The sequence below is a fragment of the Aeromonas sp. QDB20 genome (genome assembly GCF_027707805.1).
Lineage (GTDB): Bacteria > Pseudomonadota > Gammaproteobacteria > Enterobacterales > Aeromonadaceae > Aeromonas > Aeromonas dhakensis.
Map to the genome: position 1 here is coordinate 139,687 of NZ_JAPCJC010000008.1, position 14,976 is coordinate 154,662.

Below are 14,976 nucleotides of genomic sequence, written 5' to 3' on the forward strand. Positions count from 1 at the left end.
ATCACACTTTTTTGACGTCTCCCCGTTTTGGTGCGTCATTTATCACCTCGTATAGGCAGGGCATTGCTGGTAAAACTCGACACGCTGGTGGCGCGCTACGACGACATCAATCGTCTCAAGACGCAGCGGGCGTTAGGTCTCATGAGTCGCTACGGGCAGCAGGTCTTCCAGCTGTTACCCGTCATGCTGCACTTCAATCACCCCCTGCTGCCCGGTTATGTGGCGGGGGATGTGCCGCACGGCATCTGGAGTTTTACCGCCAACGACGCCCAGCAGGCCTTCATCGAGGATCTCTGCCAGAACGCCAACTGCCAGAACGGCCTCACCACCCATGACAAGTCGATCCAGGGGCTCTACTCCATGGGCAGCACCTCGTCCATCGGTCAGTGCTGCCACTCGGATCTCGACATCTGGGTCTGCCATGTGGCCGGTCTGTCGCAGGAGCGGCTCGCGCTGCTGGATCTCAAGTGTCAACAACTCTCCAAGTGGGCCGAGCAGCGGGGGGTCGATCTCAATTTCTTCCTGATCCCCGAGGACAAGTTCCGCCAGCGCAACGACGCCCAGATGCAGGGTGAGAGCTGCGGCAGCGCCCAGCACCTGCTGCTGCTCGACGAGTTCTACCGCAGCGCCATGCACATCGCCGGCAAGCGGCTGCTCTGGTATCTGGTGCCTGCCGAGTATGACGATCACTACGATGACTACGTCAACGGCCTGTTTGCCCACGGCAAGCTGAGCCAGGATGACTGGCTCGATCTGGGGGGCTTCAACCGCATTCCGGCCGAGGAGTACTTCGGCTCCGCCCTCTGGCAGCTCTACAAGGGCATCGATTCCCCCTACAAGGCGGTGCTTAAGTCGGTGCTGATGGAGGCCTACTCCCACGAGTACCCCAACACCCGCCTGTTGTCGGTGACCAGCCGCGACTGGTTCCAGCACAACGAGGGGATGCACTACCGGCTCGACAACTACTGCCTGATGCTGGACAAGGTGACCAACTACCTCAAATCCATCGGCGACATGCAGCGGCTCGATCTGGTGCGCCGCTGTTTCTATCTGAAGGTGTGCGACGGCCTGAGCCATCCGAAAGAGGATCACTCCCCGGCCTGGCGCCGCGAGCTGATGACCCAGCTGGTGGACTACTGGGGCTGGAGCCGGGAGCGGCTGCAGCATCTGGATCACCGCCAGGAGTGGAAGGTGGAGGACGTCAAGGTGGCCTACGCCGAGCTGCTGGAGGCCCTGATGCAGAGCTACCGCAACCTCATCCAGTTTGCCCGGCGCAACAACATCAGCGAGTCCATCAACCCGGAAGACATCGGCATACTGTCGCGCAAGCTCTATGCCGCGTTCGAGAGCCTGCCGGGCAAGGTGCAGCGCATCAACCTCAAGATAGCGCCGGACCTGAGCGAGCCGGATCTGAGCTTCGTGCAGGTGCCGCACGGTCGCCTGAACCGCGCCGGCTGGTATCTCTACAAGCATTCACTGGAGCCGGTGGACATCATAGGCCGGGCGCCGCTCGAATATAACGGCTACATCAGCAAGCTGGTCTCCTGGGCCTACTTCAACGGCTTGCTGACGCCCCAGTCCCGGGTGCACCTGTTCAACCAGGGCTCGGATCTGCACATCGACAACCTGCACCAGTTCTGTCGCGATCTCTCCGGCACCTTCCCGGTCAAGTATCCCCGTGCCACCAACCTGGCGCTGAGCCGGCCGTGCGAAATTCGCCAGCTCTCCATCTTCCTCAACCTGGAGACGGACCCGACCAGCCACTGGGTGGGCCAGGTGATCGAATTCGACGCCAACGCCGCCGACGTCTTCTCGTTCGGCCGCAACCTGGAGTGTCTGGTGGGTTCGGTGGATCTCGTCTATCGCAACTCCTGGAGCGAGATCCGCACCCTCCACTTCCAGGGGGACGAAGCCGTGGTGGACGCCCTCACCACCATCCTCGGCAAGATGCACCAGGATGCCGCCGCCCCCGAGATGATCGAGGTGTTCTGCTACAGCCAGCACTTCCGCTCCCTGGTACGCAGCCGCTTCCAGCAGCTGGTGGCCGAGTGCATCGAGCTGCGTCTGGCCCGCGACAAGCAGCAGCTGGTCAAGACGCTGGCGCTCGGCAAGGAGAAGTACGGCATCTTCTTCGAGCGGCGCGGGGTGTCGGTCAAGAAACTGGAGAATGCGGTCGACTTCTACCGCCACATCTCCCACAACAAGCTGGATCACCTGCCGCTGCGGCTCGACAAGACCCACAGCCAGCACCTGCCCGGCATCGTCGACGCCTACGCCAGCGAGGGGCTGGTGCAGTTCTTCTTCGATACCCGGGACGCGGGCACCAACATCTATATCCTGGACGAGGCGAACCGGGTGGAGATCTACCAGCACTTCGCCGGCAACAAGGATGAGCTGGTGCAGGGGGTGAACCGTTTCTACACCTCTAGCCACGAGCGCTTCAGCGACGCGGGTCAGTTCAGCAACTTCAACCTGCCCCAGTACTACGAGATAGTGCAGATCAATGGCGAGCTGGAGGTGATCCCCTACCGCAGCCAGGGTCAGCTGCGCGATGGCGGTCAGGGGCGCGAGCTCGGTTCCGCCGCCGGCGCGGGGTAGGGCAGGGGCCCGCCCGGCGTGCGCGCAAGCGCCCCGGTCTCGGCCCCCTGCTGCACAGGATCATCGCCCATATCGAATGAAAACGGCCTGCATCTGCAGGCCGTTTGGCTATTCGGGAACTGGCTCAGTCCGCGAGGCGAGCCAGCAGCCACTGGCGGATGTCGTCGAGCTGCGGGCGGCAGATCTCGTGGCGCATGGGGTACTCGTGCCACTCGGGGGAGAGTCCGGCCGCTTCCAGCCGGTTCTTGGCGTCCCAGCCCATGGAGAGGCTCACCACGTCGTCATAGATGCCATGCATGTAGCAGATGGGCAGGCTGCGGGCGGCCTCGCTCATCTCACCAAGCAGGGCGTCGGGCGCCGCCAGATAGGTGGACATGCAGAGCAGGCCCGCCAGCCGCAGCGGCAGGCGCAGGGCGGTGAAGGAGGCAATCACGCCCCCCTGGGAGAAGCCGGCCAGCACGATGCGCTCGGGGGCGAAGCCCTCGGCCACCAGTTGCTCGATCAGCGCGGCGATGCGGGCCGCAGACTCCCTGACATGGGACTCCACGGCGCGATCCGCCGGATCCTCGAAGCTTCTGATGTCGTACCAGCCGCGCATCTTGTAGCCCATGTTGATGGTGATGGGCCGCTCGGGCGCATCGGGCAGCAGGTGACGCACCGGCAGGTCGGCGGGCAGGGCCAGCGCATCCACCAAGGGGGCCAGGCCGGCGCCGGAATCCCCCAGCCCGTGCAGCCAGATCACCGCATGACGGGCATCGGCAGGGTGCAGGTCGATCATGGGAACTGGACGGGCTCGCCCGCCTGGGAGCTACAGGCCTGGCTCAGCAGGCTCTTGAGCTCGTGGCCGAAGCGGTTGTCGATCCAGCTTTCCCCTTGCAGCTCGAAGTGGAAGCCGTTCTCGCGGGTGGCGACCCAGATCTGGTGCAGGGGCTCCTGCTTGTTGATGATGACCTTGGTCTTGTTCTCGAAGCTCAGGGTCAAGACCCCGCCAGCGCGTTCGCAGTCGATATCCGGATACCCCTCGTCGATGGTGTCTTCCACATACTGGAAAAAGGCGTCGGTCAGGGCGTGATACTCGTGATCCTTCATCGGTTTATCCTGTTGCTTTTAACAATGTGAGTGCGATTATAGAGGGCCAAAAATTTTTTCGCAGCGAACCATTATGATTACCCAGCTTACCAAGTGTCTGCTTGCCACTCTTCTGTCTCTTGGTTTGGCCGCGTGTGGCCTGACGGGACCGCTCTACATGCCACCCCCCGAGCAGCCCCAGACCCAGAGTACACCGCAAGCACAGACGCCTGCGACCGCCGAGGCAGCCCCAGAGGCCGCGCCGCACTAATTTAGGAAGGAACCGCCCCCTTGGATCACTTTAACTACGACGCCGACGGCCAGCTTCAGGCCGAACACACCTCGCTGCAACAACTTGCCGAGCAGTATGGCACCCCGCTGTACGTCTACTCCCGCGCCACCCTGGAACGTCACTGGCACGCCTTCGACAAGGCGGCGGGCGACATCCCCCACCTGATCTGCTACGCGGTCAAGGCCAACTCCAACCTGGCGCTGCTCAACCTGCTGGCCCGCCTGGGTTCGGGTTTTGACATCGTTTCCGGCGGCGAGCTGTCGCGGGTGCTGGCGGCGGGCGGCGATCCGGCCAAGGTGGTCTTCTCCGGCGTCGCCAAGAGCGAGGCCGAGATGCGCCTCGCGCTGGATAAAGAGATCCTCTGCTTCAACCTGGAGTCGGAAGCCGAACTGGAGCGTCTGAACCGGGTGGCGGGCAGCATGGGCAAGAAGGCCCGGGTGTCGGTGCGGGTCAACCCCGACATCGACGCCGGTACTCATCCCTATATCTCCACCGGCCTCAAGCAGAACAAGTTCGGCATTCCCATCGAGCTGGCGCCCGCCATCTACCGCAAGGCGGCGGCCATGGCCAACATCGAGATCGTCGGGGTGGATTGCCATATCGGCTCGCAACTCACTGAATTGAATCCCTTCATGGAGGCGGCTGACAAGCTGCTGCGGCTGATCGACGGCCTGGCGGCGGAAGGCATCCACATCCACCACCTGGACGTGGGCGGGGGCCTGGGGGTCAACTACGGCGCCGAACAGCCACCCCATCCCAGCGAATATGCCGAGGCGCTCAAGCAGAAGCTGGCGGGCCGGGATCTGACCCTGCTGTTCGAGCCGGGCCGCGCCATCGTCGCCAACGCCGGCGTGCTGCTGACCCGGGTCGAGTACCTCAAGCCGGGCGAGAGCCGCAACTTCGCCCTGATCGACGCCGGCATGAACGATCTGCTGCGCCCCTCGCTCTACGGCGCCTGGATGAACATCATCGAGGTGGACAGCCGCGCGAGCCACGAGCAGGCGGTTTACGACGTGGTCGGCCCGGTGTGCGAGACCGGCGACTTCCTCGGCAAGGAGCGTACCCTGGCGATCGCCGAGGGCTCCCTGCTGGCGGTGCGTTCCGCCGGTGCCTACGGCTTTACCATGTCCTCCAACTACAACACCCGTCCGCGCGCCGCCGAAGTGCTGGTGGACGGAGCGCAGTCGTTCCTCATCAGAGAGCGCGAGCAGTTGGCGGATCTCTGGCGCGGTGAGCATTTGCTGCCCTGATGGTTGATGGATTTCTCTAAGCGTTCCTCCGGGTGAGAGCGTGAACAAGGGTACAGGAACGCACGATGTTGATAGATTTTTCCAAGATGCACGGCCTCGGGAACGACTTCATGGTGGTTGATGGCGTCACCCAGAAGGTGTTTTTCAGCAATGACGTCATCAAGAAGCTGGCGGATCGCCACTTCGGCATCGGCTTCGACCAGCTGCTGCTGGTGGAGCCGCCCTATGATCCCGAGCTCGACTTTCACTACCGCATCTTCAATGCCGATGGCAGCGAGGTGGAGCAGTGCGGCAACGGTGCTCGCTGTTTCGCCCGCTTCGTCCGCCTCAAGGGGCTGATCAACCGGGATCGCATCGCGGTGAGCACGGCGCGTGGCCGCATCGTGCTGCAGCTGGAGGGGGAGAACCAGGTCACGGTCAACATGGGGGTGCCCCAGTTCGAGCCGGGCAAGATCCCGTTTCGGGCCCAGAAGGCGGAAAAAACCTACCTGCTGCGGGCCCAGGAGCATACTGTGATGTGTGGGGCCGTCTCCATGGGCAATCCCCACTGCGTCATCGAGGTGCCCTCGGTGGCCGATGCGCCGGTGGAGACCCTGGGTCCCATCATGGAGCGTCATGAACGCTTTCCCGAGCGGGTCAACGTCGGCTTCATGGAGACGGTCAACGCCAGCGAGATCAAGCTGCGGGTGTTCGAACGCGGGGTGGGCGAGACGCTCGCCTGCGGCACCGGCGCCTGTGCCGCCGTGGTGATCGGCATCAGCCAGGGCAAGCTCAAGGAGCGGGTCACCGTCACCCTGCCGGGTGGCAAGCTGACCATCGCCTGGAAGGGGCCGGGTCAGCCGGTCTACATGACCGGGCCGGCCGAGCACGTGTTTGACGGCCAGATAGAGTTATAGGCACGGGCGGGGAGCCCCCGCACAGCCAAGCACTAATGTCGGGGCCCTTGGCCCCTTTTTCGGATGGACCAACCAAGTTATGAGCGAACTCAAACGGCAGGAACCACTGGTGGATGAAGCCACAGTGCTGGAGTACCTGGCCCGTTATCCCGAGTTTTTCCAGCGCCACGCGGCCATGCTGGACCGGATCCGCATTCCCCATGAACAAAAGGGCGCCATCTCCCTGGTGGAGCGCCAGCTTGACCGCCAGCGCGAACGCATCGAGCAGCTGGAGCAGGAGATCACCGAGCTGATGGGGATCGCCAGCGAGAACGAGCGGATCTTCCGGGTCTATGCCGATCTCTACGGCGAGTTGTACGGCTGTCAGAGCCTGTTCGAGGTGAGCGCCGTGATGGGCAAGGCGTTCGTGCAGCGGCTGAGACTGACCGGCCTGCGGCTCTGGCTCAGCCCGAAAAAATTCCAGCTGAGCGGCCCCGAGCAGAAGTTCATGGCGGAGGGCAAACAGCTCGAACAGCTGCTGGGTCAGCGCCTGCCTGGGCAGGATTATTACTTCGGCCGGCTCAACCAGAGCGAGAAGCAGGCGCTGTTCGGTCACGACGTGCTGGTCAACTCGGTGGCCCTGATGCGGCTTGGCGATCTCGGCGTGCTGGCCTTCGCCAGCTCGGATCCGAGTCACTTCACTCCCCACAACGACACCCTGCTGCTGGGTCAGCTCGGCCGCCTGCTGCAGCTGCGCCTGCCCGAGCTGGCCCGTGGCTAAGGCGCCGGCCAGCCCCTCCACCAAGGCGGCGCCTGCCGCCGAGCCCCTTCCGGCCGCGCTGGCGGGGGAGCTCGCGGCCTTCATCGAATACCTGCGGGTCGAGCGCCAGCTCAGCCCCCACACCCGCAGCAACTACCAGGCCCATCTGGAAGCCATGACCGCCGAGCTGGTGAAGCTCGGGGTCGATGACTGGGCCCGGCTCGAGGCGAGTCAGGTGCGCAGCCTGGTGACCCGGATGCACAAGGCCGGTCTTGCGCCCCGCTCGCTCGCCACCAAGGTCTCCGCCCTGCGCAGCTTCTGTGACTGGCAGGTGCGCCAGGGGCGGTTGGTCGCCAATCCGGCTCGCGGCATCGTCACCCCCAAGCAGGGGCGGCCGCTGCCCAAGAACCTGGACGTGGACGAGATGTACCAGCTGCTCAACATCACCGACGAGCAGGATCCGCTGGCGGTGCGGGATCGCGCCATCATGGAGCTGATGTACTCTTCCGGCCTGCGCCTCGCCGAGCTGGTGGGGCTCAATCTGGCGGACGTGAAGCTCGACGAGCGCCAGCTCAGGGTGACCGGCAAGGGCTCGCGGGAGCGGGTGCTGCCGGTGGGGCGGATGGCGGTGGAGTGGCTGCAAAAATGGCTCAAGCTGCGCCCCCTGCTGGCTGGCGACGAGCAGGAGGCGCTGTTCGTCTCCAAACGCCGGCAGCGCCTGTCGGCCCGCTCGGTGCAGGAGCGGCTCGACGGCTGGGGCAACAAGCAGGCGCTCAACGCCCATGTCCATCCCCACAAGCTGCGCCACAGCTTCGCCACCCACATGCTGGAGTCCTCTGGCGATCTGCGGGCGGTGCAGGAGCTGCTGGGGCACGCCGATCTCTCTACCACCCAGATCTACACCCACCTCGACTTCCAACACCTGGCCAAGGTGTATGACAGCGCCCATCCAAGGGCGAAGCGGGATCCCGCTACCCCGGACGACGAATGACGGGGGCCGGGTAGCCGGCCCCGACAAGAGGAGAGACCATGCAGTTCTATCGCCGCTGGCAGCCGGTGGCCGCCATCTCGTTTGACCTCGACGACACCCTCTATGACAACGGCCCCGCCATCGAGCGAGCCGAGCAGTGGATGCTGGCCCACCTGCGCAGCGAATACCTGGCCACCGCCATGCTGGACAAGCCTCGCTGGCTGGAGCTCAAGCGCAACCTGCTGCTGGAACAACCGGCGCTGCGCGACGACGTCAGCCTGGCGCGCCGGCATGGCATCCAGGCCGCTCTGATGGCCGGAGGCATGGCTGAGACCCGGGCCGCGCAGGAGGCGGAGTCGGTGTTCGCCGCGTTTCTGGCCGAGCGCTCGAAGATAGAGGTGAGCGACGAGACCCATGCCCTGCTGGCCCGGCTGGCGGCACGCTACCCGCTGGCGGTCATCACCAACGGCAACCTGGATCTGGCCCAGGCTGGCCTCGCGGATTACTTCACCCTGGTCTGCAAGGCTGGTCTTGGCAGCAGAATGAAGCCGGCGCCGGACATGTTCGTGCAGGTGCAAAAGGCCCTGGAGCTCGCCCCCGACCGCATTTTGCACGTGGGGGACCACCCGCAGACCGACGTGCTGGGGGCTCGGCTGCACGGCTTCAAGGCCGCCTGGCTCAACGAGCATCAGCAACCCGGAGAGCAGCTGCAACTGCTGCCGGACGTGGAGCTGGCCGCGCTGGGCGAGCTGGCCGATCTGCTGCTCTAGTCAGACCTCAGCACCCGCCAGTTCACAGCCGACATGCATCCCATGTCGGCCGTTCATTCACTGCTGGTCGAAACCGTCACACGGTCATGCAGAAGCAGTCACTCGCTGCGGCAAATCAGACCACGGAGGTCGTAAGGGGCGGGCTGGTTGACCCGGCAGTAGCCAATCCCGGCGGGCAGCGCCTGTTGCAGGGTGATGGCGGTCTCCTGGTAGTGGCAGACCAGATAGAAGGGGCGCGGATTGTGGCGATCCAGGCTCCAGTAGTGGATGGCGTGGCTGTCGCCGTTGTCCGGCTTGAGCTGGGCGCGCTCGTCGGGGTCGCCGTCGAACAGGGCCAGGTTCTCCAGCCGATGGCGAAGGGGCTGGTGCTGCTCCCCCAGCTCGTTGCGGGTGACGGCCTGCCACCCCCGGGTCGTGCCCAGCGGTTGCTGGCGGGTCTCGATGGTGGCGGGGCAGTCAAATTGAAGGGTGGCGCTCAGGGCCAGCGCGGTCAGCAGCATGAAACACGTCTCGAATGGAAAGTATGGGCTCCCATGCTACGTCATCGCCCGCCAAACAGCGCCATCAGTTTGTCCAGCAGATCCCGTGGCGGGGCGATCTGCTTCATGGCCTCCGCCTCCCGCGCCAGCAGCTCCTGCTGCTCCTGCTGACGGGCGCTCAACACCTTGTAGAGCGGCTCGAGCAGGGAGCCGCGCTGGGCCACCAGCTCCTGGAACATGGCCTGATTGATGCGATAGGTTTCGACGGTCCCCTGGGCCCGCACCGTGAACGGACTGGGCTCGCCGGTGAGCAGGCTCAGCTCGCCGAAGAAGTCGCCGGCATTGAGGGTGCCGAGCGGCAGCTCGCGGCCTTCCACCTCCACCAGCATCTGGGCATCCCCCTTCACCAGCACGAACAGCCAGCCGGAGATCTCCCCCTGGCTCAGCATCCGATCGCCGTTGACGAAGGGGGCGAATTTGACCTGATCCGCCAGCCGCAGCAGCTCCTCCTCCTGCAGCATGGCGAACAGCGGCAGGCGGCGCAGGGTGTCGGTCCGCTCGGCGGTATGGCGCTTGTGGCGCTGATCCTTGTGATCCTGATCCGAGGTCATGAAGACGTTGAAGATGGGCGGGGTGAGGCGCCGGTCGTTGCGGCGCAGGGCGGCATCGATCAGGGTGCGTACCGCCGAGTCGGTGGGGTCGTCCACCGCCAGATCGGTGAGCCAGTAGCGCACCGCGTAGCGGGCGATGCCGTTCTCCACGTTCATCAGCAGGCAGTCCGGCTGCGGGCTGGCGGAGACGTTGCGGATGCGGGTCTCCCGCAGTGAGTGTTCCACCAGGGCGATGATCTGGGTGGGCAGGGTGTCCAGAGTGATGTCGAACCAGACCCAGCGGCGCCACTGCAGGGGGGCGTCGCGGCGCCGCCCGAGCACGGTGAAGCGCTGCTTGAGCAGGTGGCTGTTGGGGATCACCACAGTCTCCCAGTTGCGGGTCTCTATGGTGGTGGCGCGCCAGTTGATCTCCACCACCCGGCCCTGGGTGGTCTCTACTTGCAGCCAGTCGCCGATGGCGATGGAGTTGTCGAGCTGGATCGAGACCCCGGCCAGCAGGTTGCCCAGGGTGTCCTGCATGGAGAAGGCGATGACGGCGGTGATGACGGCGGAGGTGGTGACGATCTCGCCGAGGGCCATGCCGGAGGCGTAGAGACGGAACAGGCACCAGCCGATGTAGCCGACCGTGATGACGATGTCGGCGATGATGCGCGGGATGCGGATCTGGCACAGGGGCAGCAGAAACTGGAACAGCAGGATCCCCCAGATCTTCACCAGCACCAGCCCGGCCAGCAGGCTGGAGATCTCCACCAGCCAGTGGCGGGGCAGGGGCAGGCGAAACCAGCCGCCTTCTAGCTGGATCAGCAGGATCACCACCAGGCTTATCATCACGAAGCCCAGCTCGCTCACCAGCTCACGGCGGCGACCCGGGCTGCGCAGGAAGTGGGTGAAGAGCAGGAACAGGGTCAGCAGGGTCCAGAACGGGTGGTCGCCAATCCACAGCAGGGTAGGTAGCGCAACGAGGTTATCGCCAAACATAGCAGCCCCTTATCATTGGTTATTTCCAGCATAGTTGGTTTCAATCCGCTAAATGGATGCGGGGTCGAGGCAATTTCTTTATGCTGGGCTCCTGTCTGACAAGGGAGTGGAGCGCGTGCGCAAGTGGAGCAAGGTGGCCTGGATTGCCGGGGCCTGGCTGCTGGTGGGTTGTGATCAGCTGGCCGACAAGTATCGGGTCGAGTTTCGTGATGGATCCTGGCGCGAGATCGCCATCACCCCCTTTTCAGACGAGGCTCGCTGGCGCGAGGGGTGCGCCACTGGCGAAGTGCTGAGCGACATGACGCTGCCGCTCAAACGCGGCAAGACGGTCAACGGCCGCGAGCAGCTCTTGATCGGCGGCGAGCTGTTCGAGTTGGACGACAACGCCCTCTACCGCAGCAACGGCATGGTGTTTGGCCACACGCCGGATCACATCCAGCGCGGGCTCAAGGGGATGGAGGTGTGCCGTACCCTGCGCCCGTCTCGCGGTGCGCTGCCCAAGCTCAAGGCACGCGGGTTCGGCGACTAGCCGGCGTCGTCAGACGCCGCTCAGACGGGTCCGGCAGGCGTCGCCAAAGGCCTCGAAGATCTTGATGGAGTGAGGGTTCTGACTCGCCTTCCACTCCGGATGCCACTGCACCGCCAGCAGGAAGGGGGAGAGTGCGGGGGCGTGGATCGCCTCGATCAGCCCGTCTTCGGCATGGGCCAGCGGCACCAGCCCCTTGGCCAGGGTCTTGATCCCCTGCCCGTGCAGGGAGTTGACCGGGATCGATGGCTGTCCCATCAGCTCCGCCAGCCAGCTGCCCGGCACCAGTGTCACCTGATGGCTCTCACCATACTGGTCGTCCACCGGATCGTCCGCATCCTCCCGATGATCGTCATAGCCCGGCTCGCTGTAGACCTTCTGGTGGATGTCTCCCCCCAGCGCCACGTTGATCTCCTGCATGCCGCGGCAGATGCCGAGGAGCGGCAGGCCGCGGTCGAGGGCGGCGCGAACCAGCGCCATGTCGAACAGATCCCTGTCTCTGTCTTGCTGCTTCTCCGGGGTGAGGTTCTCCTGGCCGTAGAGGGTTGGATCTATGTTGGATCCGGCGCCGCTCAGATAGACCCCATCCGCCAGATCCAGATATTGCGCCAGATCCTCGGTGCCGCAGCAGGTGGGCACCAGCAGGGGGACGCAGCCGCTGATCTCTACCAGCGGCTGAATGTATTTGTGGGTCATCACCTGATAGGCGTGCCCATTGCGGGGCTGGGCGCCCATGGTCATCAGTACGACGGGTTTACGCGGGGTGTGGGTGCTGCGAGTCATGATTCACCTTGGCTGTCCTTAGCGGTCCTGCGCCTTGGGCAGACCCTTGCCAGCGCAAGGGCATGCCTCAAGGCATGGTCGTGGGATCGGGGTCGTGCCGCAGTGCCAGAATCGTCGGTCAGCCTGGGCAACGACAGCCTGGATCCTGATCCCAGTCTGCCAAGGCCGTTCAATATGTCAAACGAAATGATGCCAAAATGTTAAATATATTCTGTGCTCGGCTGGCTTGAGTCCCATTAAAAGGGGGCTGTAGCGAAGGGGAAGCGAGGGGAGGATATTGTCGTGGTGGATATATTAAACATGTGGCCCCACTGCCCGGACAGACCCAGACAGCAAAAGGGGCCCGCAGGCCCCTTGTCGACTCAGGCGTTCAGGATGAAATGTTCGATCACCTGGGCGACCCCGTCTTCATCGTTGCGCCCCGTGGTGTGCTGGGCCAGCGCCTTGATGTCGTCGGTGGCGTTGCCCATGGCCACCCCCAGCCCGGCGTACTCGATCATGTGGTGATCGTTGCCCGCATCCCCCACCGCGATGACCTGGGAGGCATCCAGCCCCAGGTGCTCGGCCAGGGCGGCGACGCCGGTCCCCTTGTTGCTCCGCTTGTTCATGAACTCGAGGAAGTAGGGGGCGCTGCGCACCACGGTATAGCGCTGGTAGAGCTCGGCCGGCAGCTTGGCGATGGCCGGGGAGAGCAGCGGCTCGGGATCGATCATCATCACCTTGAGGATCTGCTCGTCGGTGGGCAGGGTGGCGAAGTCCAGCAGCTTGATGGGCATGCCGATGAGGCGGGATTCGTGCTCGGTGTAGGGGCTGACCCTGGGGCTGATGAGCCCCTGGCTGACCGAGAAGCCGTGCACGTTGACGCCCAGCTCGTCGGCCAGGGCGGCGATGGCGCTGGCGTCGCTGCCGCTGAGCAGCTGGCTGCGGATGATGCGCTGATCGGCAACCTGCTGCACCAGGGCGCCGTTGTAGCAGATGACGTAGTCATCCTGGCCGGTGAGGCCGAGCTCGGCCAGATAGCGGCTCATCCCCTCCAGCGGGCGGCCGGAGGCCAGCACGACCGTGACTCCCCTGGCGCGGGCGGCGGCGATGGCCGCATGGGTGCGGGGGGAAATCTGGCCCTGGGAGTTCAACAGGGTACCATCCATATCCAATGCGATCAGCTTGTACATCTCTCACTATCCTGCAGTCTGGCTGGCCCGCACTATGGGGCCAATGGGAGAGGGAGTGTAGCGAAATTCACCGTCCGGATCACGGCCGGAGGTGCACGACGGGGGCGGCGGCGCTCACTTGTGGGGTTCGTAAGGGGTCAGCTGCAGCTGATCCTCGCGGATGGCGAAGTGGATGGGGCCGTGCTCTATGTCGACCCGGTAGTGGTGGTGGGCCATCTCCACCTCGACCCCAGGGAAGGCGTGCTGGGTGGCGATGATGTCCATCTCCGCCATCAGTTTCTGCAGCTCCTCCTGCGCCGCCTCCAGCTGCTCGTCGAGCTGCTTGCTCTCCTCGAGGCGCTGGACCCGGATCAGTTTGATCTTCTGCAGGGTCTGGGGATTGCGCTTGTCGCTCGGCAGCTGCAAGAGCTTAAGCAGCAGATCCTGCAGCTTGTCCAGCTGCTCCCGGCACTCCTGCTTGCGCTGGCGCAGCGCCTGCTCCTGCTCCTTGTGGGTGAAGTAGCCGCCGAGGATCTGCAACCGGGTCTGATTGTGGGCCGAGGCCCCCAGGATCGGCGCCATGATGAGGCGGTTGGCGATGCTGATGCCCCCCAGCAGATGGCCCTTGCGCATGGCGCTGTCGCCCACCTTGAGGTCCTGGCCGCTGCGGCTGTAGCTGTGGCTGAGCTGGGTCAGGACGTGGATGTCGCCGCCAGCCTCCAGCTTGGCGTACTGGGCATAGCTGGCGTGGATCTCCCCCTGGGCGTTGAGGTGGCAGAGGAACTCGTCACTCTGTTCCAGCTTGCGGCCAATGACACCGTTGCGCACCGTGATGGTGCCACCCGATTCGATGTAGCCTCCCTCCACGAAGCCGCCGATCACCACGTCGCCGCTGGTCTTGACCTTCATGCCGGGGGTGACGTCCCCCGCCACGATCAGTGCCCCTTCGAAGATGATGTGGCCATGGCGGATATCCACCTGCTTGACGCTCAGCACGTCGTCCACCTTCATGCCGCTCTTCTCCTGACGAGGCAGGCCCGGGCGGCTGGCCAGCAGCAGATTGGGGTCATCCGGCGAGATGAAGGTACCTTCGCCGGCCACCATGGGGCTCTCCTTGCCATGCTTGGCGGGCAGCTCCTGGCCGGTGACGGTGAAGCCCGGCACGCCGGTGGTGGCCGGGTGGCGGCGCATCAGCTGGGCGCCGGCCTTGACGGTGAGCATGGTGCCGAGGTCGCGCATGTCGACCCGGCCGTGATCCAGCTCCTGGGGCTTGAGAATACGTTCGGCCGGGGTCTCCACCAGCCGCTCGAAGCGGGTGTCCTGACCGTTGACGGCGGCCTTGCCCTGCGCCACCGGCAACCTGAGCAGGGTGCCTGGCGTCGCCTCCTTGGCCGCCAGCACGGCGGCGGCGATGAGCTGGGGTTGTACCCCCTGCTTGATCTCGCTGGCCTGGATCGCCTGCTCCAGCTGTTCGCTGGTGAGGTATTTGCCACCCCAGTCGGCGGTGATCTGGGCGGTAGCGCTCATCCGGTCCTTCTCCACCAGCAGCAGGACGCTGGCATCGTGGCGCTGGGCGATGGGCACCGGGTTGCCGGGCAGGGGGGCGGCCGGATCATTGAACAGGGTGTTGAGCAGGCTGATGGCCTGCTTGATCCCTTCCGCCAGCGGCTGATAGCGGCGGCAGTTGGAGGCCAGCAGCAGGGCCTGGATATCGTTTTCCGAGATGGGTTTGGTCAGCCCCGGCGCGATGCGCAGGCAGGCGTATTCCATATCGGCTGACAACAGTAACCACTCTGTGCTTAACACCGGATCCCTTCCCTCGCTGGCATCCCTGTCGGGATGGCTGCCTGTTTCCAGTTAATCGG

At 64.6% G+C, this 14,976-nt stretch carries 15 protein-coding genes; 8 read left to right on the plus strand and 7 right to left on the minus strand.

The genetic code is table 11. The annotated features are described in order from the left end of the window. Window positions 1-63: 63 nt before the first annotated feature. A complete protein-coding gene (locus PG897_RS12440) occupies window positions 64-2,598 on the plus strand; it encodes a class I adenylate cyclase (RefSeq protein ID WP_010635310.1) in 2,535 nt (844 codons plus the stop codon). A 124-nt stretch (window positions 2,599-2,722) separates the two neighbouring features. On the opposite strand, the gene PG897_RS12445 is transcribed toward PG897_RS12440, so the two are convergent. Beyond that, window positions 2,723-3,376: an alpha/beta hydrolase gene (locus PG897_RS12445; protein WP_043171498.1), complete on the minus strand. Its 654-nt coding sequence runs from the start codon at window positions 3,374-3,376 to the stop codon at window positions 2,723-2,725. Then, the gene (gene cyaY, locus PG897_RS12450; RefSeq protein WP_201882412.1) at window positions 3,373-3,687 is read right to left on the minus strand and encodes an iron donor protein CyaY; all 315 of its coding nucleotides are present in this window, start codon (window positions 3,685-3,687) and stop codon (window positions 3,373-3,375) included. Before cyaY ends, PG897_RS12445 begins: the two co-directional genes overlap by 4 nt. 73 nt (window positions 3,688-3,760) lie before the next feature. Here cyaY and lptM point away from each other — a divergent pair, with 73 nt between their 5' ends. From lptM to PG897_RS12480, 6 genes are all read left to right on the plus strand, one after another. Beyond that, complete coding sequence (lptM, locus tag PG897_RS12455) at window positions 3,761-3,937, plus strand: LPS translocon maturation chaperone LptM (protein ID WP_115599465.1); 177 nt, start codon at window positions 3,761-3,763, stop codon at window positions 3,935-3,937. A 20-nt stretch (window positions 3,938-3,957) separates the two neighbouring features. Continuing rightward, a complete protein-coding gene (gene lysA / locus PG897_RS12460; RefSeq protein WP_005308254.1) occupies window positions 3,958-5,208 on the plus strand; it encodes a diaminopimelate decarboxylase in 1,251 nt (416 codons plus the stop codon). A gap of 65 nt (window positions 5,209-5,273) precedes the next feature. Then, entirely contained in the window at window positions 5,274-6,104 is an 831-nt protein-coding gene (gene dapF / locus PG897_RS12465; RefSeq protein ID WP_005308255.1) for a diaminopimelate epimerase, read from the plus strand. A gap of 79 nt (window positions 6,105-6,183) precedes the next feature. After that, on the plus strand, window positions 6,184-6,864 hold the full coding sequence (locus tag PG897_RS12470) for a DUF484 family protein (protein WP_017779784.1): 681 nt from the start codon (window positions 6,184-6,186) through the stop codon (window positions 6,862-6,864). Further along, a complete protein-coding gene (gene xerC, locus PG897_RS12475) occupies window positions 6,857-7,834 on the plus strand; it encodes a tyrosine recombinase XerC (protein WP_017786029.1) in 978 nt (325 codons plus the stop codon). The genes PG897_RS12470 and xerC overlap by 8 nt, the downstream gene beginning before the upstream one ends. 38 nt (window positions 7,835-7,872) lie before the next feature. After that, window positions 7,873-8,583, plus strand: coding sequence for an HAD-IA family hydrolase (locus PG897_RS12480; protein WP_010635305.1), 711 nt, complete (start codon window positions 7,873-7,875; stop codon window positions 8,581-8,583). 98 nt (window positions 8,584-8,681) lie between these two features. Here the strand turns inward: PG897_RS12480 and PG897_RS12485 are convergent, their stop codons facing one another. Together PG897_RS12485 and PG897_RS12490 are read right to left on the minus strand one after the other, a co-directional pair. Continuing rightward, a complete protein-coding gene (locus PG897_RS12485; protein WP_201882414.1) occupies window positions 8,682-9,083 on the minus strand; it encodes an STY0301 family protein in 402 nt (133 codons plus the stop codon). 41 nt (window positions 9,084-9,124) lie between these two features. Next, complete coding sequence (locus PG897_RS12490; protein WP_010635303.1) at window positions 9,125-10,651, minus strand: mechanosensitive ion channel family protein; 1,527 nt, start codon at window positions 10,649-10,651, stop codon at window positions 9,125-9,127. 115 nt (window positions 10,652-10,766) lie between these two features. Here PG897_RS12490 and PG897_RS12495 point away from each other — a divergent pair, with 115 nt between their 5' ends. After that, window positions 10,767-11,180, plus strand: coding sequence for a hypothetical protein (locus tag PG897_RS12495; protein WP_005308268.1), 414 nt, complete (start codon window positions 10,767-10,769; stop codon window positions 11,178-11,180). Window positions 11,181-11,189: 9 nt separating this feature from the next. On the opposite strand, the gene PG897_RS12500 is transcribed toward PG897_RS12495, so the two are convergent. The 3 genes from PG897_RS12500 to PG897_RS12510 all read right to left on the minus strand — a co-directional run bounded on the left by PG897_RS12500 (window position 11,190) and on the right by PG897_RS12510 (window position 14,917). Next, a complete protein-coding gene (locus tag PG897_RS12500) occupies window positions 11,190-11,960 on the minus strand; it encodes a gamma-glutamyl-gamma-aminobutyrate hydrolase family protein (RefSeq protein WP_201882416.1) in 771 nt (256 codons plus the stop codon). Window positions 11,961-12,322: 362 nt separating this feature from the next. Then, window positions 12,323-13,132 carry a sugar-phosphatase gene (gene yidA, locus PG897_RS12505; protein WP_270829058.1) on the minus strand — a complete coding sequence of 270 codons (810 nt, stop codon included), beginning with the start codon at window positions 13,130-13,132 and terminating at the stop codon, window positions 12,323-12,325. Between the two features lie 114 nt (window positions 13,133-13,246). Then, window positions 13,247-14,917 (minus strand): DUF342 domain-containing protein, encoded by a 1,671-nt coding sequence (locus tag PG897_RS12510; protein WP_313902403.1) that lies wholly within the window; start codon window positions 14,915-14,917, stop codon window positions 13,247-13,249. Window positions 14,918-14,976 lie beyond the last annotated feature (59 nt).